Genomic DNA, 23828 nt, shown 5'->3' with positions numbered 1-23828 from the left:
TTCCAAACCATTTATTACTATATTTAATAATGAAGTTAATGTTTAAAAACGGTCAACCATATTTAGGGACGTTCACCCTTCTCCACTCACCCTTCTCCCTTCTCCCTTCTCCACTCACCACTCACCATCATGTAACGTTTGAGAGATTTTTTCAAGATTCAAACTATTTGCCATGGCAGAAAAGATTTCATGATAGGTTTGTTTATTGTCGTATAAGACTTCGTGAATACCACTTTCTACGACTTGGCCTTTTTCCATTACCACGATATGATGGGCATCAATGATTTGAGAAATGCTATGGGAAACGATAATCACGGTTCTATTTTCTTTAATTGCATCTAAGCTTCGTTTAATTTGTTCCGTTGCAATGGCATCTAAACTTGCGGTGGGTTCATCCAAAAAGATAATGGCAGGGTCTTTTAGGAATAAACGTGCAATGGCGATGCGTTGTTGTTGTCCTCCAGACAGCAATCGAGCATCTGATTCATACCCTTGGGGCAAATCCATAATTTGTTCGTGTATATACGCTTTTTGAGCAGCATCCATCACATCTTCTATCGTTGCTCCTTCATCGCCATAGCGGATATTCTCTGCTATACTCCCTTGAAAAATATGATTCTTTTGCAATACCAATCCAATGTGTTTGCGTAATTCTTTGGTATCGTACTCTTTTAAATCAACCCCATCTAAGAGAATCTGTCCTTGGTTGGGTTCATAGAATTTATCTAATAAATTAATCACGGTACTCTTCCCTGCTCCACTTAATCCAACCAAAGCTGTTGTCTTATTGGGTTCAATTACCATCGAAACATCGCTTAACGCTTTCGTACCATTGGGATAAGTAAAGGATACATTTCTCAACTCAATACGGCCTTCTATTTGCTTTGGAATATAGGTCCCTGATGTTTCTACTTCATTGGCTTCGATAATATCAAAGAAGCTCTCTGAATAGATCATAGCATCATTGACATCGTCATAAATGCGGTGCAATTGACGAATAGGAGCCGTTACGTTATTAAACAACAGCACGTGAAACATAATCATCCCCACGCTCATTTGTCCTTCGAGCACAAAATAAGCCGTAAGCAAAATCACCACCACAAGACCAAATTGTTCGATAAAACTCTTTATCGCATCAAACACAAAACTCATACGTCGAGTATGCAGTTGATTTTCGGTCATATCAATTTGAATTTCTTCGTGTTTCTTCGATTCTAAAGGTTCTCTTACAAAGGATTTAATCACAGTAATAGAATTAATCAACGAAATAATTCCGTTGTTCTTATTCTCGCGATAGCTTCTCATTTTGCGTCGGTATCCTTTTAGTTTCTTGGCTTGCGACTGACTGACATAAAAATACAGGGGGATCATAGCCGTACTGACCAATCCAATATAGACATTGGCTGAATAAATGAAAAACAGCGCAACAAAGGCATTGGCAAATAAAGGTAAGATATCGATAAAAAAGTTTTGCACTAAACGTGTTATACTACTGATTCCTTGATCAATACGCGTTTGTAACTTTCCACTGTCATTTTCTTCTGAGGTATAAAAAGCCATTTTAAAAGTCAAAATTCGCTCTACGACCAGTTGAGAAATATCGCGTGAGGTATAAATACGCAATTTTTCTCCAAAATAACGCTGTCCAAATTGAACACAGCTAAAAGCTATTTCCTTGACAATTAAGATAACACTACACCAAAGTAAGACCTGAAATCCCCAAGCTTCTGTTGCTTCTTTATTGACCACCGCACTTAGCGCATCGACTAAATGGCGAAGTACTAAGGCATTCACCTGAACGGCAATGGAACCAATAGCAGTTAAAAGTAACGTTCCGATCACTAAACCGCGATAGGGTCTAATAAATGGTTTTATTTTCTTTAATATGGTATATAAATTCATTGGACAAAGATAGTATTCTCCTGCTCTTTTATTTCTTGACCTGCATCAATAAATAAACAAGCGTTTTATGATAGTCTAAATTTTACTGTACTTTTAATAACAAAAAACAAATCATGATTATACGTCCTGCGGTTTTAGAAGATATGGAAGCTTTGCAATTGTTGTATCAAAAACAATTCCTCGATTTACAACGCCATCAACCCTATTCGTTTAAAGCAGATCTCCCTGCACTTTCTTTTTTACAAGAAACAATTGAGGATGACGACTGTGAATTTCTCCTTGCTGTTGATCAAAATCTGATTGTTGGAATGGCGGCGCTTTTTATTGAGCAAACACTTCCTTATGAATGCTTCGTTCCCCACCGCTATCTCAACTTTGCTGATCTGTATATTGAAGAAGCCCACCGCAATCAAGGCATTGGAAAACAACTCATCCAAGCCGTAAAAGATTGGGCCAAGCGAAAACAGGTCGATTATATTGAGCTCCTCGTCCTCAAACAAAACACAAAAGCATTACAACTGTATCTGGAACAAGCCTTTGAAGTGGTGCATACCACCATGCGCTATCGTATAGACTAGATTTTATCTTTTTCTTTATTTAGAATAAATATAAACAATTATCTTTGCTTTTTATACTAAATAAAGAAAAAGAATGAAAGTATCCTTCCGCTACTTGTTGGTTTTTTTGGCTATCTCGCTATCGTCTATGGATGTAAATGCCCAAACCCCAATTACAATTGGTCAATCGTACACCTTGAAGTCTGATCTGCTCCATGAGTCAAGAGAGATTCAAATCTATCTTCCTAAGACATACACGGATAGCACATTAACGCCACAATACTATCCTGTAGTGTATTTGTTGGATAGCGAAAGTAACTTCAACTACTTCACCGCTTATATTGAAAAATTAGCTAAATATCCCTATCCTGCCATTCCTGAAATGATTGTTGTGGGAATCGTTAACACCAATCGCACCCGAGATTTAACCCCTACGAGGCGAAATGAAAACGTCATGACCCCAGCACAAAAGGCAAAAATTAAAGGGGAATCGGGTGGAAATGCCTTATTCTTTCAATTTATAGCAGAGGAATTGAAACCCTTTATTCGTCAACAGTTTAGAGTGAATGATTATGCGATATTGGTCGGTCATTCATTTGGTGGAATTACGGCCTTACACAATTTACTGCATTATACAGCTATGTTTCAAGCCTATATTGTACACGATCCGAGTATTTGGTGGGATGAGACTTTTATACTAAAAGAATATCAAGCGAATGCACAGCAGGATTTCAAACATCGCAAGTTGTTTTTAACTCAAGTGGGCGATAGTGAAAACAAAGGCCATTTAGAAGATCATTATAGCGCTATCCAAGCCTTTAACACCTTCATGCAAGAACGTCCCCTTACGGGATTGACCTATCAATATCAGCAATACGAAGGAGAAAACCATGGTAGTATTCCCATGAAAGGCAATTTAGATGGTCTACGCTATATTTTTGAGGATTATCCACTCAATTTTAAAGCAATTGAACAGGATCCAGATTTAGTACGCACAACATTTGCCCGTCTAAGCGAATCTTTACACTTTGACTTTCAACCGAATGAAGCTTATTTACGCTATATTATCTCCTACTATGACAAACAAAAGAATTCGGCACTTGTAGCTTATTTTATCGCGTATTGCTTAACGCTATATCCCGAAAGTACAATACGTCAAGAGATAGCAGACAATCGCTAAACATCATCTTCCCTCAAAGAATGAGAAGATTCACCCAATATCTATTGTATACCTCCCCTATTATCCGGTTATTTAGCGTTTCTATACGAGATACCGTATGTCCCCAACGGCTTATTGTATTAAATGTTGTTTCCTAAAATAATAAGCGAAGTATCAAAAAACAAAAAGTCTACAGGAATGTAGACTTTTTTATTTTATACCTTATAATCTCAAGAGTAGTTTTTCTGTAGCCGTTGCGTCAATTCCCTCATGTGAGGTGTGATAAACTACTTTACCCTCAGCGATAATCAACAATTGAGGAGATTCGTGTTGCACCTGAAAGCGATCTGCTATATCAAGTGAAACTAAACGGTCCTTTTTTACATCCACGATATAGCAATCGATTTGTGTTGGATTGGTAAAAGAACGCTCAAAGTTTTTTAGCGCCATTTTACTAATGTAACATGTGGTGCTATTTTTAAAAATAATACAAGGTTTCGTTGCACTATGGGCAATTAGCTCCGATAAAGTAGCGGTTTCCGTAAGTTCAATCCAATTCATAAGACATTTTTTCAGTTAAATTGTACGATATCAATTCTTTATATGACTTTTTGTCACCATTCTATACAAATATAACAATTTTTTTGGACAGAAAGTCGTAAATTTAGAATTGGAACACATCTTGTAAAAAGTAAGAAACAACACCTAAAAAAGAAAAGATATGAATTTGAATAATTTTACAATCAAATCACAAGAAGCCTTGCAGCGTGCACAGGTTATTGTACAAGGCTTAGGCCAGCAACAAATCGAGAATGAGCATCTCTTTAAAGCTGTATTAGAAGTCGATGAAAACGTGACTCCTTTTATCTTAAAGAAGTTAAATATCAATGTCGAAACGTTTAAATCAGCTTTAGATGCAAGCATTCAGCGATTTGCTAAAGTTGATGGTGGTCAAATTGGTTTATCTCGTGATGCTGCTACAGCGATCACGGAAGCACAAGCCATTGCTACGAAGATGAAAGATGAGTACGTTTCGATTGAACACTTGCTTTTAGCGATTTTCAAATCTAAGAGTACAGTTGCACAAATGCTCAAGGATCAAGGTGTGACTGAAAAACAATTGGAAGCAGCCATTCAAGAGATTCGCAATGGTGCACGTGTAACCTCGGCTTCTGCTGAAGAGACCTATAATTCACTAAATAAATACGCCAATAACCTAACACAACTAGCCTATGAAGGAAAGTTAGATCCTGTTATTGGTCGTGATGAAGAAATAAGACGCGTACTTCAAATCTTGAGTAGACGTACCAAAAATAACCCGATGCTGATTGGAGAACCTGGTGTGGGTAAAACAGCCATTGCCGAAGGATTAGCCCATCGTATTGTACAACAAGACGTACCAGAGAATTTAAAGGACAAACAGATTTTTTCCCTCGATATGGGAGCTTTAATTGCTGGGGCGAAATACAAAGGAGAATTTGAAGAGCGATTAAAATCCGTAGTCAAAGAAGTTACCAGCGCAGAAGGACAAATTATCTTGTTTATCGATGAGATACACACTTTAGTAGGTGCTGGTGGTGGTGAAGGTGCCATGGATGCAGCGAATATTTTAAAACCTGCTTTAGCCCGTGGAGAGTTGCGTTCGATTGGTGCAACTACACTCGATGAGTACCAAAAGTACTTTGAGAAAGACAAAGCGCTAGAACGTCGTTTCCAAAAGGTAATTGTCGATGAGCCTGATACCGAAAGCGCCATCTCTATTTTGCGTGGTATTAAAGAAAAATATGAGGCACACCATAAAGTGCGCATCAAAGACGAAGCCATTATCGCGGCGGTCAATTTATCAGAACGCTATATTACCAATCGCTTCTTACCGGATAAAGCCATTGACTTGATGGATGAAGCAGCGGCTAAATTGCGTATGGAGATCAACTCAAAACCAGAAGAATTGGATGTTTTAGATCGTAAAATCATGCAATTGGAGATTGAGATTGAAGCCATTAAACGCGAAAATGACGAGGATAAATTAAAACTGCTCGGATTAGAAGTAGCCAATTTAAAAGAAGAACGCAATGAGATTTTCGCTAAATGGCAATCAGAAAAAGAGGTTGTGGATCGCGTACAGACCTGTAAGCAAGAGATTGAATCCTTCAAGTTAGAAGCGGAAAAGGCAGAACGCGAAGGCGATTATGGAAAAGTAGCTGAATTGCGTTATGGCAAGATCAAACAGGCCCAAGAAGAGCTTGAAAAAGCACAAGCCCAACTCGAAGAGAATCAAAAAGGGCATTCTTTAATTAAAGAGGAAGTAACTAGCGATGATATTGCGGAAGTTGTAGCCAAATGGACAGGAGTACCCGTAACTAAAATGCTACAAAGTGAGCGTGAGAAACTCTTGCATTTAGAAGAAGAGCTACACAAACGCGTAGTGGGGCAAGAAGAAGCCATTGAAGCAATTAGTGACGCGGTACGCCGAAGTCGTGCGGGATTACAAGATCCAAAAAAACCGATTGGTTCTTTCCTATTCTTAGGAACAACTGGTGTGGGTAAAACGGAACTTGCCAAAGCCTTAGCAGTTTATTTATTTGACGATGAGAATTCGATGACGCGTATTGATATGAGTGAATATTCGGAACGCCACAGCGTAAGCCGATTGGTTGGTGCACCTCCAGGATACGTGGGCTATGATGAAGGAGGACAACTGACTGAAGCCGTTCGAAGAAAACCGTATTCTGTTGTATTGCTGGATGAGATAGAAAAAGCACATCCCGATACGTTCAACATCTTGCTTCAAGTATTGGATGAAGGACGTCTAACCGATAATAAAGGACGTTTGGCTGATTTTAAAAATACCATCATCATCATGACGTCTAACATGGGTAGCCACATTATCCAAGAGAAATTTGAACAAGCAACCAATATGGAACAAGCCTCGGAAGAAGCAAAAGAAGAAGTATTGAATGTACTAAAACAATCCGTACGTCCAGAATTCTTAAACCGTATTGATGAAGTTGTCATGTTTACGCCACTTACACAAGAGAATATTCTTGAAATTGTCGATATTCAATTGCAAGGAGTGATGAAAATGTTGAATGAACAAAACATTCATTTGGAGGCGACCAAAGAAGCGAAAGAATTCTTAGCTCGCAAAGGATTTGATCCACAATTTGGTGCTAGACCCGTAAAACGAGTGGTTCAACGCGAAGTTTTGAACAAGTTGTCTAAAGAAATTTTAGCAGGAAATATCAAAGCAGAAAGTATGATCTTACTAGATTCATTTAACGATGAACTCGTTTTTAGAAATAAGTAAGATGATGTAGAATGAGTGAAGAGTGAAGTATTATGATAGAAAGGGATTTGATCTTTTGAAGATCAAATCCCTTTTTTGCTCTTTGTTCATCGCGCGGTTTATCTCACCTAGTTTATATTTATTTTGGTGTTCGATGAATCTACGCTGCGCTGCGATTTGCTCTTTGTTCTTTGTTCTTTTGTTAGGTTGTTTTTATCTAGAAAATTTTCACCCATAACTCATAACCAAAAAAAAAAGCAGTAAACTTTTCGTTCACTGCTTTTTTTTATCTAGACGTTTATCTAATTAAGATAAAGCTGCTTTTACTTGATCTGCTGCTTCTTGGAAAGCTACAGCTGATAAGATTGGCATACCTGATTGATCGATCAATTCTTTTGCCAATTCAGCGTTTGTTCCTTGAAGACGTACAATAATAGGCACTTTAATATCGTCACCCATGTTTTTGTAAGCATCTACAACACCTTGAGCAACACGGTCACAACGAACGATTCCTCCGAAGATGTTGATTAGGATTGCTTTTACGTTTGGATCTTTTAAGATAATACGGAAAGCAATTTCCACACGTTTAGCATCAGCAGTTCCTCCTACGTCAAGGAAGTTAGCTGGTTCAAAACCTGCGTATTTGATTAAATCCATGGTAGCCATAGCTAAACCAGCACCGTTAACCATACATCCAACAGTTCCATCTAAATCCACATAGTTTAAACCAGCTTCTTTAGCTTCTACTTCGATTGGACGCTCTTCTGTGATATCTCTGTATTCAGCATATACTTTTTGTCTGTATAATGCATTGTCATCTAATGTTACTTTAGCATCAACAGCTAAAATTTTATCGTCCGATGTTTTTAATACAGGATTGATTTCAAACATAGAAGAGTCACTTCCGATATACGCATTGTATAAAGCGTCAACGAATTTAACCATTTCTTTGAATGCATTACCTGATAACCCTAGGTTGAATGCAATTCTTCTTGCTTGGAAACCTTGTAATCCTACTGCAGGATCGATTTCTTCTTTGAAAATTAAGTGTGGCGTATTTTCAGCAACTTCTTCAATATCCATTCCTCCTTCAGTAGAATACATAATCATATTTCTACCTTTAGAACGGTCTAATAATACAGACATATAGAACTCACTAACTTCGCTTTCACCTGGATAGTAAACATCTTCTGCTACTAATACTCTATTCACTCGTTTACCTTCTGGTGGTGTTTGTGGAGTAATTAGGTCCATTCCGATGATTTTTCCAGCTAGCTCTTTTACTTCATCTAAGTTCTTAGCTAACTTTACTCCTCCTCCTTTACCTCTACCCCCTGCGTGGATTTGAGCTTTTACTACATACCAACTTGTGCCAGTTTCTTCTGTAAGTTGTTTTGCTTTTTCAACAGCTTCATCTGCGTTGTTAGCTACTAACCCACGTTGTACTCTTACCCCGTAGCTAGCTAATATTTCTTTACCTTGAAATTCATGTAAATTCATAGTGTAATACGTTTAGCTTTAAAAATAAACAGATACAAAAATAATAATTAGGTTTGAATTTCCCTAATTTAATTCTGCATATGTCCCATTTATTCTTGGATTTGACTTTATTAAATTTAAAAAATATTTGTTTTGTATTCGTATAATTTAGAAAATATCAATCGATCCTTTTCCTTCTCTTATAATTTCTGGTTCGATTCCCGACAAATCAATAACAGTAGATGCCTGATTATCACCATATCCCCCGTCGATAATTAAATCGACGATATTATCCCATTTTTCTTGGATCAATTCTGGGTCTGTGGTGTATTCTAAAATTTCATCTTCGTCATAGATTGACGTTGACACAATGGGATTTCCCAGTCGGCGGACAATTTCTCTGGCGATAGTATTGTCTGGTACGCGGATTCCCACTGTTTTTTTCTTTCTAAACTCTTTGGGTAAATTGTTATTTCCTGGGAGAATAAAGGTATAAGGACCTGGTAAGGCTTTCTTCAATACTTTGAATGTTGCGGTATCAATTTGTTTGATATAATCGGATATATTACTCAAGTCATGGCAGACAAAAGAAAAATTGGCTTTTTCTAATTTGATTCCCTTAATACGAGCAATGCGTTCCAAGGCTTTTGTATTGGTGATATCACATCCCAATCCATACACGGTATCGGTGGGATAAATAATCAATCCACCATTGCGCAAAACCTCTACGACCTTATTGATCTCCCTTTCATTTGGATTCTCTGGATAAATCTTTACAAACTGTGCCATATCTTTGATTTTTATTGATTTATACAATTTACGCTAAAACTTGAAGCTTCGCAAATCGCAGCAATAGTTTTTTAATTCCCCCTACATCGAAATTGATTTCCGCCTTGCGGTCTGCTCCTACTCCTTCTAGGTTTAGGATTACCCCCTGACCGAATCGCTCGTGCATCACGCGTTGTCCTATTACAAGACCACTGTTAGCCGCATCACCTTGACTGGTTGTTGAGGCGGCATTCACAGGTTTAAGCTTGCGAATATTTCGATCCAAAACTGGTTCTTCGTTGTTTTTCAGGTAGGCTGGTGGTGTCCCTTTTACGGGTTTTGACAAGCGCAACTTGCTTTTATCTACGTCGCCAAAAATATCAGCATCAATTTTAGGCGTATAGCGGTAATTGGTTTCTACTGGTGTTAAGAATTCCAAGTATTGATCGTCAATCTCTTGAATGAAACGCGAAGGATCACAGTCGATGAGCTTCCCCCAACGGTATCTCGATTGGGCATAGGTCAAATACGCTTGGTGTTCTGCACGCGTTAAAGCCACATAAAACAAGCGGCGTTCCTCTTCCAATTCGGTTCGCGTACTACTACTCATTGCACTTGGAAAGAGGTCTTCTTCCATTCCCACACAGAAAACAGTTGGAAACTCCAGTCCTTTGGCTAAGTGAATCGTCATTAAGGCCACGCGATCATCGTCTCCTGTATCTTTATCTAAGTCTGTTGCTAATGCAACATCTTCTAAAAATTCGGATAATGCACCACGAGCGCCGTCTATTTCGCGTTGTCCTTCGATAAAATCTTTAATACCATTGAGCAATTCCTCAATATTTTCCATACGCGTAATTCCCTCTGGTGTGGTGTCTTTGCGTAGTTCTTGTACCAATCCCGTTTTCTTCACCACATGTTCCACCATTTCATAAGCATCTTTAGTTTCCTCTAAGGCTTGAAAAGCTTTGACCATGTTGACAAAGTCGGTTAATTTATTTTTTGTTCCTGCGGTAATTTTCAAGTCAATCTTATCAATATGACTCATCACCTCAAAAATCGAGCGTTTGTAGTGATTCGCAGCAATGGTTAGTTTATCTAAGGTTGTTGCACCAATTCCCCTTGCCGGATAATTAATGACGCGCACGAGAGCTTCTTCGTCTTTGGGGTTGATAATTAAGCGCAAATAGCTCAATACGTCTTTAATTTCCTTGCGTTGATAGAAGGACAATCCCCCGTAAATACGATAGGGAATATCCCTTTTTCTCAAGGCATCCTCCATGGCACGTGACTGTGCATTGGTACGGTATAGAATCGCAAAATCACTGTTGTTTTTTTGATTTTGCATTTTTTCTTCAAAAATAGTAGAGGCAACAAATCGCCCTTCTTCCCCATCGGTTAAGGAACGGTGTACCTTAATCTTAGGTCCATAATCATTGTCTGTCCACACGACTTTTTCCAACTTGACTTTATTCTTGTCAATAATGGTGTTGGCTGCTTCTACGATATTTTTTGTTGAACGGTAATTTTGTTCTAGGCGATACAGCTGTACGTTGTCAAAGTCCTTTTGGAAATTGAGGATATTGTTGATGTTAGCCCCACGGAAGGCATAGATACTTTGCGCATCATCCCCTACAACACAGATATTTTGAAAGCGATCAGATAAGGCGCGTACAATCAGGTATTGGGAGTTATTGGTATCTTGGTACTCATCCACTAGAATATAGCGAAAGCGATCTTGGTACTTCGCTAATACATCGGGAAAACGGGTCAATAGTTCATTGGTTTTCAACAGTAAATCATCAAAATCCATTGCACCTGCTTTAAAACAACGCTCTACATAGTGCTCGTAAATCTCCCCAATACGCGGGCGTTTACTCATGGCATCGGCTTCTTGCAGTTCAGCGTCATTGAAATACGCTTTTACCGTAACCAAGTTATTTTTATACGATGAAATACGGCTTGCTACTTCTTTGGGTTTATAGATGTCTTTATCTAACTGCAACTCTTTGATAATCTGACCAATCAGTCGTTGACTATCTTGTGAATCGTAAATCGAAAAGTTACTGGGGTATCCCAAATGATCTGCTTCTGCACGCAACAATCGTGCAAAAACCGAGTGAAAAGTACCCATCCACAAGTTCTTAGCTTCACCACTACCGACAATTTGAGCGATGCGGTTTTTCATCTCGCGCGCGGCTTTGTTGGTAAATGTTAAAGATAAAATATTAAAGGCATCCACGCCTTGGTGCATCAAGTAAGCGATTCGCAAGGTCAATACTCTTGTTTTTCCCGAACCTGCTCCAGCAATGACAATCATGGGGCCGTCTTTCTGTAATACAGGTGCTCTTTGAGCTTCATTAAGTTGATCAATATAACTTTGCATAGTGTCTAAAACCGTAAAAAGCCAAAATTACAACTACTATTACTTTATAACAAGTTTTGTTTCTATTAAAGCGTTTTATCTTAAACAAATAATAGTACTTTTGTTCAAACTTTAATTTCATGGATCTCAATTTTATTCTTACCTCACTTCAATATGTAGTGCCTGCTTTAGTCGTTGCGGGGTTGTCTTATGTTTTTTTTCAAAAAATCTTAGAGAAACAATCAAAACGGGATTACTTTATCATCAAGGAATTGACCACAAAAGATTCGGGTATTGACAGCAAGGCCCTAAAACTACAAGCTTGTGAGCGTTTGGTGATTTATGCAGAGCGAAGCGATTTAAAGAAATTAATCCTCCGTGTACAACCTTTAAGTACCGACACACAAGCCTATGCGCATTTGTTGGTCCAACATCTTGAACAAGAATTTGAATATAATGTCACACAACAGCTTTATGTATCCGAAGAGCTATGGGCTATTGTTGTGCATACCAAAAACACCCTTATTTCCACGATTCAACAAACGGCCAAGCTAGCTGAGGCGACTTCCGCTTTGTTGCTTCAAAATCTCTTGTTAAATGAATCGGTTAATATCCAAAACAAAGTGGATATTCTACTCCGAGCCATTAAAGAAGAGACCAAACATAACTTATAATAAATCAATAAAATAGTTTAAAAATCATGAGAAGAATTTTGATAAGCGCATGTTTGTTACTTGGTGTTTTAGGTTCCAATTACACCGTTACGGCTCAAAGTAAATTGGGTGGCGTATTGGGTAGTTTATCCCAAGATCAGATCGGAAAAGGGCTAAAAGAGGCCTTAGACAAAGGGATTCAACAACAAGTGAGTGAACTTGCAAAACCCAACGGTTTCTTTAAGAATGAAATGGTTAAAATCATGCTACCGGATGAGTTACAAAAGGTAGACAAAACCCTTCGTTCTATGGGTATGGGAAGCGTGGCAGACCAAGGCTTACAACTTTTAAACCGCGCTGCCGAAAGCGCTGTAGAAGAAGCAACTCCTATTTTTGTTCAAGCCATCAAAGACTTAACTTTTAACGATGCTGCTACTATTTTACTTGGTGGACCATCATCTGCTACGGACTACTTAAAAGCAAAAACATCGAAGGAATTAGCCGTTAAATTTGCACCCATCATCGAAGAATCTCTATCTAAAGTAGGCGCTACAACAGCTTGGGAAGGTATTTTTACCAAATACAATAGCCTGCCTTTAGTTTCTCCTGTCAATCCCGATTTGACGAATTATGTAACGGAGAAAACCATGGATGGTGTATTTACCATGATCGCTGTAGAAGAAAATAACATTCGCGGTAATAAACCCCATTCAAGATCTACAAACGTATTGCAAGACGTATTCAGCAAACAGGATAAAACAGCGAATACAACGTCTGCTAAGAATACGGATTCTGACAAAAAAGCAACCCCTAAAAAGGAAAAGAAAAAGAGCTTATTGGACCTGTTTTAATCTCAGATCAACAATAACAATCACATAACCTAACGGTAATATCATTTCAAAAAGAAAAATAGATATTTGTCTCATAAATATATGATTTCATATCGAAATAGTTAAAGTTAGTTGATACCAAAAGGAGCATTGTAACCCAATGCTCCTTTTTTTTATACAAATCCCGTATTAATTTTAATTAATCATCCTCCTTAAATTAATATACCCAAACAAAAACCGAGTAAAATAAACAACTGAAAAACAGTTGTTTGCTTTTTTTATCTAGAGACAAATAAAGTCATTTGAACTTTTTTTCCATATAACGAAAGGGGTATTGCAGGTTAATTTCGACTGATGTAGGTTTGTAGCTTGTAAATAGCAAAGATCGATTCCCGCTCGCGCGGATTTACATCTTAAACCCACGCCATCGGTATCCCTTAGGCTTTAACCCGAAAGAGCGTTGAAAAATCAACGCTCTTTTTCATTCCCCTCATTCTTCTACTCTAACATGCCTTCAGCTGTTCGAAAGAAAGATTTGCTCTTTCGTTTTTTACCCGTGATTAAATTCCTCTGTTCGCACATGAAATTGCAAGTGTTCCTCTTCACCAGTCCGTGCAATAAGACTCGCTTCATTACCCCACTGATCAAACAGAGAAAAATACATTTCACCTCCCCATTCGTAATAAGACCAGACGAGTCCTTCCCAAGCTTGATACACCCAAAAACACAACCCCTCCACTTCGTGGTTTTTGGCCCTAACTTTTCTAAATTTACTCGAGGTAAATTCAAACTTTGCTGTAAATACAGCACTGTCATCGGCTGCAAAGGTGTGATCCGTTGAGATGGTACAGCCCTTGTATATGCCCGATTGCTTATAGTGAAACCACTTGCTATTTATGCAAGAGGTATGTCGGATGACTAACCCATCTTGAGGGTTAAATTGCACATAATACTTCGTTAGCTTAGAATTTTCAATCCCATTGACATCTAGTTCAGTAAACGTTTGTACGCGGATATTAGACTGGGTAAATTGCCGTTTAGGCAATACGGTAATTGCAATGTAATCTGCGGCAATAGAGCTGTAGTTGTGCTCTTTTGCAGTAGTATACTCCACGCGTTTGATCCGCTGTATTTTATGATCCTGCGACCACTGTTTAACTTTACAACGCACACAGAGTTTAAAAGCTTTCATCCATTCCTGTACAGCTAAATAAATCACGGCAAAAGACTCTTTTTCATCGCTTTGTTGTTTGGCTTCTCCCATTGGCGGATAGACGTACAAACCTGCTAGATGCGTATAGTGAATCTTCAGCTGAATTGGATTATTCTCTTCATCGACTAATTCAATGTTTTCTATAATTTCACTGGCGGGTATGCTGATGTACTTGTCTTTTTTATCTTTTGCTCGTAAGCTAATTTTAATTGCTAGTTGATGCTTTCCATTTGCGTACAGCTCTGCGGATTTAGCGCCATGTACTAGGCTAATATTCAACATGGTCAATGCATTTACATCCTCCCAATTGTACAAATTTTCCCCAATGCATTCGTTATTGGATACTATGGTATTTCCTTTAACATGGGCATCTTTGTATAGATAAGCGCGATCTTTAATGGTTGCATGTCCATAGACCTGTACATTGTCATAGACCTGTGCTGAACCTTCTACAGAAGCATGATCATAGACCTTCGCATAGGCAGATACTAACGCATTTCCCGAGATGGTTGCATTGCCATAAATCTGAGCCGAATCTTCCACTGATGCTTCATCATACACTTGGGCATAAGCCGTAACGATCGCATAATCAGACACGATTGCATTGCCATATACCTGAGCTTCCGCTGTAATTCGCGCTGCACCAAATACTTCGGCATTTCCACTAACTTTAGCATTGTCTAATATCGCAGCCTCGCCATATACTTTGGCATTATCTGCTATCCATGAACTTCCCGTTTGACTTAAATTGAGTTCACTTTCTATCCATCCTCCTTTTCTATGCGTTTTCAAACATTCTATGCGCCAAAGTAGACAGCCATTATACTCCATGGACTCATTGGTTATTTTGTACTTTTTCATCGCTATAACGTTTTGAATTTCAACTTTTCTCGCTTTAATCGGAAAACATCTCTTTTTTAGATTAGTTACAAAGCCCTTGTATCATTTTAACACTACGATTATTTCCTCGATCCAATACGATTCCCAATGGCATTGGTTATTACTCCTAGGAAACAGGATAAAATTATTTCAAAAAACAGTTCAAATACAAGCGATAGCGTTAAAACACAGATCAGCAAACAAGAAAGTTAACAAAAAGATACTGCTTTAAAAAAAATGGAACTCTTTCTTATACAAGTCTAAGAGAACGAAACAATAAAAGCATGGAAAAATAATGGTTTAGTAGATAAGAGGAGTATAAACAAGAACGGTACAGCTAGAGCAGGACGAGACATCATTGGTAGGGATATGAAAGGTATTTCCTTTGAAGTAAATCTATGGTGAGTCCATAGTGAGTCCATGGTGAGACTATAAAAAAGCTTGTTTTTAATAGACGCACCATGGATGTATAACGCATGCACTAGGCTGACATATAAAAGGAAACCCCTACAAAAGGGGAATAAGAGTCCTTGAACGTCGATAAAACAGGCAAAAACAAAGAGGATGTCCTTTTGAGACATCCTCTTTGTTGTAAGTTAAACCACTTTAAATAAACCGGGATATTCCGTTACAAACCCCGCTGCATCGAGGGTAATGGTTGCTTCGAAATCACTCCAAATATTTTTATAATGGTACGTATTTTCGGATAATTTGGTATACTCTTGTTGAACAAGTGTAAAATTCTCTTCTAGCGGATTAATATACAATACGGGAATGATTTTGGATTCCCCAATAGCTAGGTTCAATCGATTAATTGGCAACGTATTGGTAAAAGGTGTTAGGGCAATATCGATATCGAGGCATTCTTTGAAGTGAGGATATTCCTGTTCATCAATAAACCATTGCTCGTTCAATTTATGTCCACTGAGCTGAAAGTAACGATGCCCCTCTTGACAGCGGATATCAAAGAAGCGAGTTTCCCAATTAGACGTTGTAACTACCTGATATTCCAAGCCGTAAATGCGATTATTTTTATTCCCTACTACTTCACCTTTACAGTGAAAACTACCTTCTTTTTCGATGGTGGTAAAATGTTCCACGGATATAGAATCTATACCTAACCAAGTGCGTTTTTTTTCCATATGATTCAAGAAACTATAATTTATTTAATTTTACACTAAGCGTTGCAATAAAGGTGGGGATAAAAGGATCTATGGTAAAGCGTGGATGGGGTTGCAAAGCCTCATCATAAGCTATAATAGCAAATCCTGCTCTGGTTTGTCCACCGATCAAATCTTTGAGGGAATGACCAAAGACAAGGGCTTCTCCTTTTTCTATTTTTTGGTTCAATGCCGCTTCAGACAAATCGGTTTGATCAGCATAGGGAATCGTATACTTGGGTTGAATCATTCCTGTTGCTTTTATTTCTGCTTGTCGGTCCTCTATAAATACAACGGGATTATAAAAGCTACTGATTAGTTTTCCGCCTGTTTTCAACACGCGAAAACACTCTTCCCAAACTTTTGTAACATCATCGACATATAAATTAGAGATTGGATGGACGATTAGATCAAAACAATCGTTTTCAAATACACGAAGATCTCGCATATCCCCTTGTTTCGTCACTATATTCAACTGATTTCTTGTTGCTACATCACGGTCTTTTGACAATTGTTCTTCGGATAGGTCAAACACGGTTACTTCTGCTCCTAAAGCTGCTAGTATAGGCCCTTGTTGGCCACCAGCAGACGCTAAGCACAGTACTTTTTTTCCTTTGATATCGCCAATCCAATCCTTATCTAGGCTTGTAGGCAGGACATACAACTCCCTTATTCCTTGTTTTGCCTTTTCGACTACTTCACTACTGACAGGTTGAGACCAAGGAACATTTGCTCTTGCTTGGCTATCCCATGCCTTTTGATTGTGTTTTATAAAATCTTTCAATGATATACTAAATAAATGGCTGTTGAGTTATTTCAACTGACTATTTAAAAGTATCCTTTTTTATCGTATAAATCAAATCTTTTTTTCGCACTTCGTCCATTTTACCCGTTCATTTTTCGTTTTAAAAATCGCTTTTCTAGTGATAATAAGTTGGTTGTGAGGTGGGTTGAAACGGTGTACAGTACGACCAAATACAACAAAAAAAGGGAGAATAAAAGCTGTCCTTTTATTCTCCCTTGCTGTTTTATTTTTCGATTTGGATTAGGTTAACATTCCTCCATCCACATTGATTACTTGTCCTGTAATATAAGCTGATAATTCTGAAGCTAAGAATACACAAGCATTGGCAACGTCTTCTGGTCTTCCGCCGCGTTTTAATGGAATGGCATCTGTCCATCCTTTCACTACGTCTTCCGCTAATTTTCCTGTCATCTCTGTTTCAATGAATCCTGGGGCAATGACATTACAACGAATATTTCTCGATCCCAATTCTAAAGCAACTGATTTTGAAAATCCGATTACTCCTGCTTTTGATGCTGCATAATTGGCTTGTCCTGCATTTCCTTTCACTCCTACAACTGAGCTCATATTGATAATAGAACCTTTTCTATTTTTTAACATGGTGCGTTGTACTGCTTTGGTCATGTTAAATACAGACTTTAAGTTCACTTCAATTACTGCATCGAAGTCTTGTTCAGACATTCTCATCAATAAGTTATCTTTTGTGATACCTGCATTATTAATTAAAACATCAATATTACCAAAGTCTTTTAAAACTTCTTCTACCAATTGTTCTGCGGCTGCATATTCAGCTGCATTTGATTGATATCCTTTTGCTTGAACGCCTAAAGCAACAAGTTCATTGACCAACTCATCTGCTGCTTGTACAGATGAACTGTAGGTAAATGCTACGTTAGCTCCTTGTTCTGCAAAAGCTAAAGCTACACCTCTTCCTATTCCACGAGTGGCACCGGTAATAATTGCTATTTTTCCTTCTAATAATTTCATGTATATTTCAATTTTGTTTTGACAAAGGGCAAATATAAACAATTTGTAATTCGGGACTGAATTTTTTAAACTGTTTGTACCTCTTTTCTAAAAAAGGCCATATAAAATAAAGTAACGAGGAGCAAGAAGAGAAAATAGTACCCTTGTGTTAGCAGCTCAATATACCCTAATTTTTTTTCTGTAAAGCTCAATAAGATAAGGATTTGTGCACCATATGGCAGGATTCCTTGCACAATACAGGCAAAAATATCCAAAATAGAAGCGACATAAGGGCGGTTCAACTTATATTCTGTCGCTACATCATTAGCGACATTACCCACTACGAGGATGGATACGGTATTATTGGCCATACAAACCCCTACGCCGGATACGAGAGAGGCGATGCCGAAAACAGCACCTTTTGAGGTCTTAATTTTCTTTTTCATGCTTTGGAGAATCCATGCCAAACCTCCTTGACGCTCAATCATACGCGCAAGTCCACCTGTTAACATGGAAAGGAGAAATATTTCCGTCATCGAGGTAAACCCGAGGTAGGTGTGGTTGGCCAATCCAGCTAAGTCAAAATCTTCTCGTACTAAGCCGAGGATTCCCGCGGAAAGAATGCCCAAAAACAGGGCCACAAAAACATCAACTCCCGCCAAAGCGAGTACAATAGTCAACACATAGGGAATCAGCAATACATAATTGGCTTGCTGATTTACATCCAACGCAAAGTCTGCAGCATCATTTTTTGTAAAAAACAGCACTGCTATTGTTAGTATGGCCGCAGGGATAGCAATCTTAAAATTAGCTCTAAATTTATCTTTCATCTGACACCCCAACGTTTGTGTAGCCGTGATAGTGGTATCGGAAATAATTGACAGGTTATCGCCAAACATTGCTCCGCCTAATAGCGAACCACATAAAAGTCCCATAGAACTCCCTGTTTTTTCTGCTAACCCGACGACAATAGGTCCCAATGCGACGATTGTTCCTACGGAAGTTCCAATAGACAAGGAAAGAAAGCAGGCAATAATAAAAATTCCCACCCCTAAATAGGCTACGGGAATATACTGTAACCCAATGTGAACCATCGCATCTACCCCACCAATGGCTTTGGTGATGGTAGCAAAAGCACCTGCTAAGATATAAATCAAACACATGGTCATGATCTTACTATCTCCACATCCTTCGACCAAGGCGGTGATGCGCTCTTTCATTGGGGTTTTATAAAATAAGACAAAAGCCGTGATAATCCCCACGCTAATAGCAATGGGCGATGGCAATTGATAAAAGTTGTCTAAAGCTATTCCACTTCCTAGAAAAACAGCTACAAAAACAAAAAAGGGAATGAGGGTGTAGAATTTGTTCTCTGTCATATATATTCTTTTGCTTCTACTAACAAGTAACCAGAGATACCTATCGAAAAAAATATAGTACAACTCAACTACCAAACACTGGTAGATCAACATTTTTTCCATGACTGGCTTATCCTTTGGAGCACCTTGCTTGTTGTTGCAGGTTGCTATTTTTCTACTTGTTTTTAGAAAAATTCCTGATAATTAAGTCACAAAGGTAAAACCATTATTTAAAAATGGCAACAAAAAACATATTTTTCTTCATTTTATTCATTTACTCCCATCTGTTTTTTAATCCTACTAGATATTGCTTACTTTTGTTCTCCTAACAAAAAAATACAATAAGAAATGAGAAAACTACTGCTTTCACTTGGATTAGCGGGTTTATTAACTACGGCTTCCTTTGCACAGCAAGGTCCTAAAAATGCAATTGGGTTGCGTTTTGGTGGAAACTCGGGATTAGGGACTGAAATCTCTTACCAAAGAGATCTAATGCGCAATAATCGCTTAGAACTAAACCTAGGATTTAGAAACAATGACGACTACAACGCAACAAAAGTTACGGGTATATACGAATGGGTATGGACTATTGAAGGGAACTTTGATTGGTATGCAGGTGTAGGTGCGGCTGTAGGTAATTATAGCTACAAATACTACAATCATTCAGGTAAAAGATACAAAGACAATGGTACATTTGGTTTAATTACAGGTACTGTGGGAATTGAATATACATTGAATGAAATTCCCTTGCAAATTGCATTGGATGCCCGTCCTGAATTATACTTAAATAACTCCTATCGCGACGGACTCTACATCGACTTTGGTGTAGCCGTACGCTATAAATTCTAAAAAAATGTTTTCTCTTTTCTCTTAATAACGATTTGAAATAGCGAGGTTTTCCTCGCTATTTTAGTTTACAGTTTATAGTTTATAGTTTACAGTTTATAGTTCACAACTCTCCATTCTCCACTCACTACTCACTACTCACTACTCACTACTCACCATTCACAGTTAACCAAGTCAGCCAATCTGTAGCAACTTTTGGCCAATTGCGTACCTTGTGATCTGGCACATACTGCTCATTCACAGGAAAGAAATTGTGTTCCGTACCGATATAGGCTTTAAATGTAAAATTTGTCCATCCTTTTCTCAAGGCTTCGAGATGTAAATAATCATTAAATGGCGCACTCCAATCTTTGCTTCCGTAGGTTACGAGCACCGGAATCTTCAATTGCTCCAAAACGTCAAAGGAAGGTTCAGAAAACTCATAGGTTGCCCTAGGGCTATCGCCGCGTTCATCTGTTACACTTTCTTTATTATCCAGAATCCATTGCCAATGATCAAACATATGTTCTGCTCTTTGATCCGCTTCTGTTTCTCCATAGCGATATTCCGTTATGATCGACATTATACGGCCCATTGGATTTCCACCAGAGTAAATTAAATGCGTAATTTCAGGATATAATAGTGCCATCTTAGCCCCTATTGTACTGCCTTCTGAATGTCCAGCTACAACCAATTGGTCTGATGAGACCCACTCTTCTTGGGCTAATGCTTGGAGTACTTCTATATTTCTTTCTACGTAGTAGCTCAAATAGTTGCGATCGGTATAGGCTTGTGGTACTTTTTCTCCTGCTTGTCTAAATTGATAGGAAGGAGCAAAAGGTGCTAAATCGAGCACCAAAGGACTTCCTGGTTTTCCAACGATAACCAAATGGTATTGTTCTGCATAGATCTCCATATCGAAAGGAAAAACCAATACGCGATCACCTAAGTATTTGATTGTCGGATCAGGTAAGCTACCTTGGCAGAAAAAGAACAAGGGTTTGGGTTGATTTTCTTCTCCTTTTTTAGATTTGACAATCACATCGACTACATCGCCTTGATACGTATAGGTGATATGTCTAAATCCTAATTCCTCAGGTGTTTTCGTTTGTCCAAAAACAAAGAATTGAATGCAGCTACACAGTAGGGTAATGGTTTTTTTCATACTCAATAGGATTAACTTTTCCGAATATAGTATTTTTCAACTATATCCACCTACTCTTTCGCCTTGAATCTAAATCCATTCAACGTTTTGGTATATTGAATCATAGCTCTATACTTATTTTTGAGTGGTGTAGGTTCTAAGATAAACTCCCGACTAGATTGAAATCCGTATTTCTCACATAGGTTGATGCTTCTTTGGTTCTCTTTTTCAACTGTATAGATGATCTCAGCTGTTGGAATACGGTCAATTATAATAGCGAGTACTTGTTCTAGCAAATTAGCACCATAGCCCTTTCCTTGTTGTTCTTCACTGATCCACAAGCCAATCTCAACAGTTCGTTGATTAATATCATTGATGGTTACGCATCCGACAAACTCCTTTTCTGGCTTTTCAAAAGCCAATAAAACCAAACAACTCCCCTGTTGCATTTCCAACTGAGCTTGTCGGATGTATTCAGCAGCCAACAACGGATGGGCAAAGGAGTCTATGCTCAAGTATTGTCCAACTGCAGGGGTAAAATGGCGTTGTAGTAAGGGAGCATCTTCTGTTGTAATCTTTCGAAAACACAAGCTTTGATTCTCCCATTGTTGTGTTGTAGGAAAAACAGTTCGCTCTTGGGGTTCTAGCATATCCAAAATCATAAGCACTTCTTGTTTTATCCCTTCTTGAATAGGATTAAACGCCTGTGCTTGGCTTATATTATCTCTAGCATCGATTAGCATGCTCAACAGTTGAAACCAGGTGTATTGGGCTGCTTGCTCTTGCTTCCACGTTTGAATAACTGTCCAATCATCCGACCACAGATGCCCCACAAGCGATGTTTCCATTCGATACGAATTCCAATGTTTTCCCATGAGATGCAAGAATGCACGCAAGAGTCTCAACTGTACTTCCCGTTCGATCACAGTAGTAGTTTGAGAAAAATCATCCAACAACAGCTGTAGGATAGAGGGATCTATAACCGAAAGCTGTGTGGCTGTTTCAACAGAAAGCAATAAAGTAGACCAAGTGCTTTCCCCTCTTGTAATTGCTAAAAACAACTCCCCTGTTTCTCTTGCTGAGGCATTTAAAAAAGGAAGAGTAAGTAGACGTTCTACCTGTTCTATCGGCTTATTTCTCATGTTTGCTTTGTCTTTACAGATAAAAAGTTCAGCTTAATTCGATGAATCAAACTGAACTTTTTCAATGTACTGTTTTTATTTTAGTTTCTTACTTCTTTGCCAAGTTATCTTTGCGATACTGTAACATATGCAGTATTTTCTCCTCACTGATGTTACGCACAAAACTAGTATTGTAGACATAGCCTAATTTTTCGGCTATATTAATACTTCCTTTATTGTCTTGTTCCACATTGTAGATCAAATAGTCTACGGACATATGATCAAATACAAACTGTTCTAGGGCTTTGATAATTTCTGTGCCATAGCCTTTACCGCTTGCGCTTTCTTTCAACCAGATTCCCAATGAAATGGATTCTTCATTGATATCGTGAATCCCACAACAGCCGATAAATTCACCTGTTAGTCGATCAGTTGCCAACAAAGTAATATCTTGTTGTTTTTCCAATTGTCCCAAGCTATAGGCAACAAAGCCAAAAGTATCTTCTTTTTTTTGCGTGGGAATAAAAGGTAAAAACTTCGCTACGGTTGGTGTCAATTCTCTAAAAATATCATCTACATAGTGGTCATTTACGATGATAAACTTCAAGCGATCACTTGAAAAAGTCAGGGTTGTATCAAATTTCATATGCTGTTTGAATCATTTGGGCTAAAAATGCTGTTACAATTTCAGCTTTATTCTTATTTCTGATGCAAATATAGGTGATAATTTAAAGCGAATGGTGCTTCTAACTTTTAAAAATGTCGTCTTTTTCCATTGTGAAGCCCTTTAAAACGGCAGATGATGAGGAAATATCTTTTTTTTGTTTCTTTTTTTTACTTCCTATTTTCCTCATCCTTAATGCAGTAAAAAAAAGTAGGTCATTTTCTACTATTTTCTCCTTTAATTTATTTGCATAAAATAAAAACTAATAGTATGTTTGCTCCAGTAAAAATGAGGGATTCCTCAATTTTCAGGAGAGGTGCCGGAGTGGTAACGGAGCAGATTGCTAATCTGTCGACTGGTAACGGTCGCCAGGGTTCGAGTCCCTGTCTCTCCGCTTCTTCGGGGTGTAGCGTAGCCCGGTCATCGCGCCTGGTTTGGGACCAGGAGGTCGCAGGTTCGAATCCTGCCACCCCGACTTTTAGGGTATCAGAATGTGCCTAAATCCGTAAGTATCAATTACTTACGGATTTTTTTATTTTTAAATGTATCATAATAATCCATAGTAAATCAATCTAAATGTGAGCTATTAGGTGAGCTATTTTTAAAAGGTAAATTAGCTCACCGAATCGAGTTTAACTATTTGTATTTCAGTAAATTAAATACAATTCATTATAGTTTAATTCAGTGCTTTTTG

19 protein-coding genes, 2 tRNA genes and 1 riboswitch are annotated in these 23828 nt (G+C 38.2%); of the genes, 8 read left to right on the top strand and 13 right to left on the bottom strand.

Annotated features, from left to right (window positions below; all coding sequences use genetic code 11):
• Positions 1 to 114: 114 nt before the first annotated feature.
• Entirely contained in the window at positions 115 to 1902 is a 1788-nt protein-coding gene (locus ACPDHL_RS10800; RefSeq protein WP_430532769.1) for an ABC transporter ATP-binding protein, read from the bottom strand.
• A 113-nt stretch (positions 1903 to 2015) separates the two neighbouring features.
• On the opposite strand from ACPDHL_RS10800, the gene ACPDHL_RS10795 reads away from it, so the two are divergent.
• Positions 2016 to 2480 (top strand): N-acetyltransferase family protein, encoded by a 465-nt coding sequence (locus tag ACPDHL_RS10795; RefSeq protein ID WP_430532768.1) that lies wholly within the window; start codon positions 2016 to 2018, stop codon positions 2478 to 2480.
• A 73-nt stretch (positions 2481 to 2553) separates the two neighbouring features.
• Positions 2554 to 3639, top strand: coding sequence for an alpha/beta hydrolase (locus tag ACPDHL_RS10790; protein WP_430532767.1), 1086 nt, complete (start codon positions 2554 to 2556; stop codon positions 3637 to 3639).
• Between the two features lie 201 nt (positions 3640 to 3840).
• Here the strand turns inward: ACPDHL_RS10790 and ytxJ are convergent, their stop codons facing one another.
• Positions 3841 to 4179: a bacillithiol system redox-active protein YtxJ gene (gene ytxJ, locus ACPDHL_RS10785; RefSeq protein ID WP_430532766.1), complete on the bottom strand. Its 339-nt coding sequence runs from the start codon at positions 4177 to 4179 to the stop codon at positions 3841 to 3843.
• Between the two features lie 160 nt (positions 4180 to 4339).
• Here ytxJ and clpB point away from each other — a divergent pair, with 160 nt between their 5' ends.
• Positions 4340 to 6925: an ATP-dependent chaperone ClpB gene (gene clpB / locus ACPDHL_RS10780; RefSeq protein ID WP_430532765.1), complete on the top strand. Its 2586-nt coding sequence runs from the start codon at positions 4340 to 4342 to the stop codon at positions 6923 to 6925.
• A gap of 285 nt (positions 6926 to 7210) precedes the next feature.
• Here clpB and sucC read toward each other — a convergent pair whose 3' ends face one another.
• The 3 genes from sucC to ACPDHL_RS10765 all read right to left on the bottom strand — a co-directional run bounded on the left by sucC (position 7211) and on the right by ACPDHL_RS10765 (position 11537).
• Positions 7211 to 8404 (bottom strand): ADP-forming succinate--CoA ligase subunit beta, encoded by a 1194-nt coding sequence (sucC, locus tag ACPDHL_RS10775; protein ID WP_410880172.1) that lies wholly within the window; start codon positions 8402 to 8404, stop codon positions 7211 to 7213.
• 147 nt (positions 8405 to 8551) lie between these two features.
• A complete protein-coding gene (locus tag ACPDHL_RS10770; protein ID WP_430532764.1) occupies positions 8552 to 9172 on the bottom strand; it encodes an L-threonylcarbamoyladenylate synthase in 621 nt (206 codons plus the stop codon).
• Between the two features lie 28 nt (positions 9173 to 9200).
• Positions 9201 to 11537 (bottom strand): ATP-dependent helicase, encoded by a 2337-nt coding sequence (locus ACPDHL_RS10765; RefSeq protein WP_430532763.1) that lies wholly within the window; start codon positions 11535 to 11537, stop codon positions 9201 to 9203.
• A 119-nt stretch (positions 11538 to 11656) separates the two neighbouring features.
• Between ACPDHL_RS10765 and ACPDHL_RS10760 the strand changes: the two genes are divergently transcribed.
• Together ACPDHL_RS10760 and ACPDHL_RS10755 are read left to right on the top strand one after the other, a co-directional pair.
• On the top strand, positions 11657 to 12190 hold the full coding sequence (locus ACPDHL_RS10760; RefSeq protein WP_430532762.1) for a hypothetical protein: 534 nt from the start codon (positions 11657 to 11659) through the stop codon (positions 12188 to 12190).
• 26 nt (positions 12191 to 12216) lie between these two features.
• A complete protein-coding gene (locus ACPDHL_RS10755) occupies positions 12217 to 13020 on the top strand; it encodes a DUF4197 domain-containing protein (protein ID WP_430532761.1) in 804 nt (267 codons plus the stop codon).
• 529 nt (positions 13021 to 13549) lie between these two features.
• On the opposite strand, the gene ACPDHL_RS10750 is transcribed toward ACPDHL_RS10755, so the two are convergent.
• The 5 genes from ACPDHL_RS10750 to ACPDHL_RS10730 form a co-directional block, all read right to left on the bottom strand.
• Complete coding sequence (locus ACPDHL_RS10750; protein WP_430532760.1) at positions 13550 to 15073, bottom strand: transferase; 1524 nt, start codon at positions 15071 to 15073, stop codon at positions 13550 to 13552.
• Between the two features lie 614 nt (positions 15074 to 15687).
• Positions 15688 to 16233, bottom strand: coding sequence for a putative glycolipid-binding domain-containing protein (locus ACPDHL_RS10745; protein WP_430532759.1), 546 nt, complete (start codon positions 16231 to 16233; stop codon positions 15688 to 15690).
• 13 nt (positions 16234 to 16246) lie between these two features.
• Positions 16247 to 17035 (bottom strand): class I SAM-dependent methyltransferase, encoded by a 789-nt coding sequence (locus ACPDHL_RS10740; protein WP_430532758.1) that lies wholly within the window; start codon positions 17033 to 17035, stop codon positions 16247 to 16249.
• Between the two features lie 261 nt (positions 17036 to 17296).
• Positions 17297 to 18043, bottom strand: coding sequence for a 3-oxoacyl-[acyl-carrier-protein] reductase (gene fabG / locus ACPDHL_RS10735; protein ID WP_430532757.1), 747 nt, complete (start codon positions 18041 to 18043; stop codon positions 17297 to 17299).
• 65 nt (positions 18044 to 18108) lie between these two features.
• The gene (locus tag ACPDHL_RS10730; protein WP_430532756.1) at positions 18109 to 19401 is read right to left on the bottom strand and encodes a Na+/H+ antiporter NhaC family protein; all 1293 of its coding nucleotides are present in this window, start codon (positions 19399 to 19401) and stop codon (positions 18109 to 18111) included.
• Positions 19402 to 19483: 82 nt separating this feature from the next.
• A riboswitch (SAM-I-IV-variant riboswitch) is annotated at positions 19484 to 19589 on the bottom strand.
• Positions 19590 to 19728: 139 nt separating this feature from the next.
• Between ACPDHL_RS10730 and ACPDHL_RS10725 the strand changes: the two genes are divergently transcribed.
• Positions 19729 to 20229 (top strand): hypothetical protein, encoded by a 501-nt coding sequence (locus tag ACPDHL_RS10725; RefSeq protein WP_430532755.1) that lies wholly within the window; start codon positions 19729 to 19731, stop codon positions 20227 to 20229.
• Between the two features lie 145 nt (positions 20230 to 20374).
• Here ACPDHL_RS10725 and ACPDHL_RS10720 read toward each other — a convergent pair whose 3' ends face one another.
• The 3 genes from ACPDHL_RS10720 to ACPDHL_RS10710 form a co-directional block, all read right to left on the bottom strand.
• Positions 20375 to 21370, bottom strand: a complete 996-nt coding sequence (locus tag ACPDHL_RS10720; RefSeq protein WP_430532754.1) for an alpha/beta fold hydrolase — start codon at positions 21368 to 21370, stop codon at positions 20375 to 20377.
• A 50-nt stretch (positions 21371 to 21420) separates the two neighbouring features.
• Positions 21421 to 22491 (bottom strand): GNAT family N-acetyltransferase, encoded by a 1071-nt coding sequence (locus tag ACPDHL_RS10715; RefSeq protein WP_430532753.1) that lies wholly within the window; start codon positions 22489 to 22491, stop codon positions 21421 to 21423.
• A gap of 88 nt (positions 22492 to 22579) precedes the next feature.
• Positions 22580 to 23116, bottom strand: a complete 537-nt coding sequence (locus tag ACPDHL_RS10710; protein ID WP_430532752.1) for a GNAT family N-acetyltransferase — start codon at positions 23114 to 23116, stop codon at positions 22580 to 22582.
• 328 nt (positions 23117 to 23444) lie between these two features.
• Between ACPDHL_RS10710 and ACPDHL_RS10705 the strand changes: the two genes are divergently transcribed.
• Together ACPDHL_RS10705 and ACPDHL_RS10700 are read left to right on the top strand one after the other, a co-directional pair.
• Positions 23445 to 23528: transfer RNA gene (locus ACPDHL_RS10705), tRNA-Ser, on the top strand.
• 6 nt (positions 23529 to 23534) lie between these two features.
• A tRNA-Pro gene (locus ACPDHL_RS10700) sits at positions 23535 to 23609 on the top strand.
• Positions 23610 to 23828: the final 219 nt, after the last annotated feature.

This window comes from Myroides sp. C15-4 (genome assembly GCF_050522745.1).
In the GTDB taxonomy this organism is placed as follows: Bacteria; Bacteroidota; Bacteroidia; order Flavobacteriales; family Flavobacteriaceae; genus Flavobacterium.
This window is presented reverse-complemented; position numbering and strand designations above follow the sequence as displayed.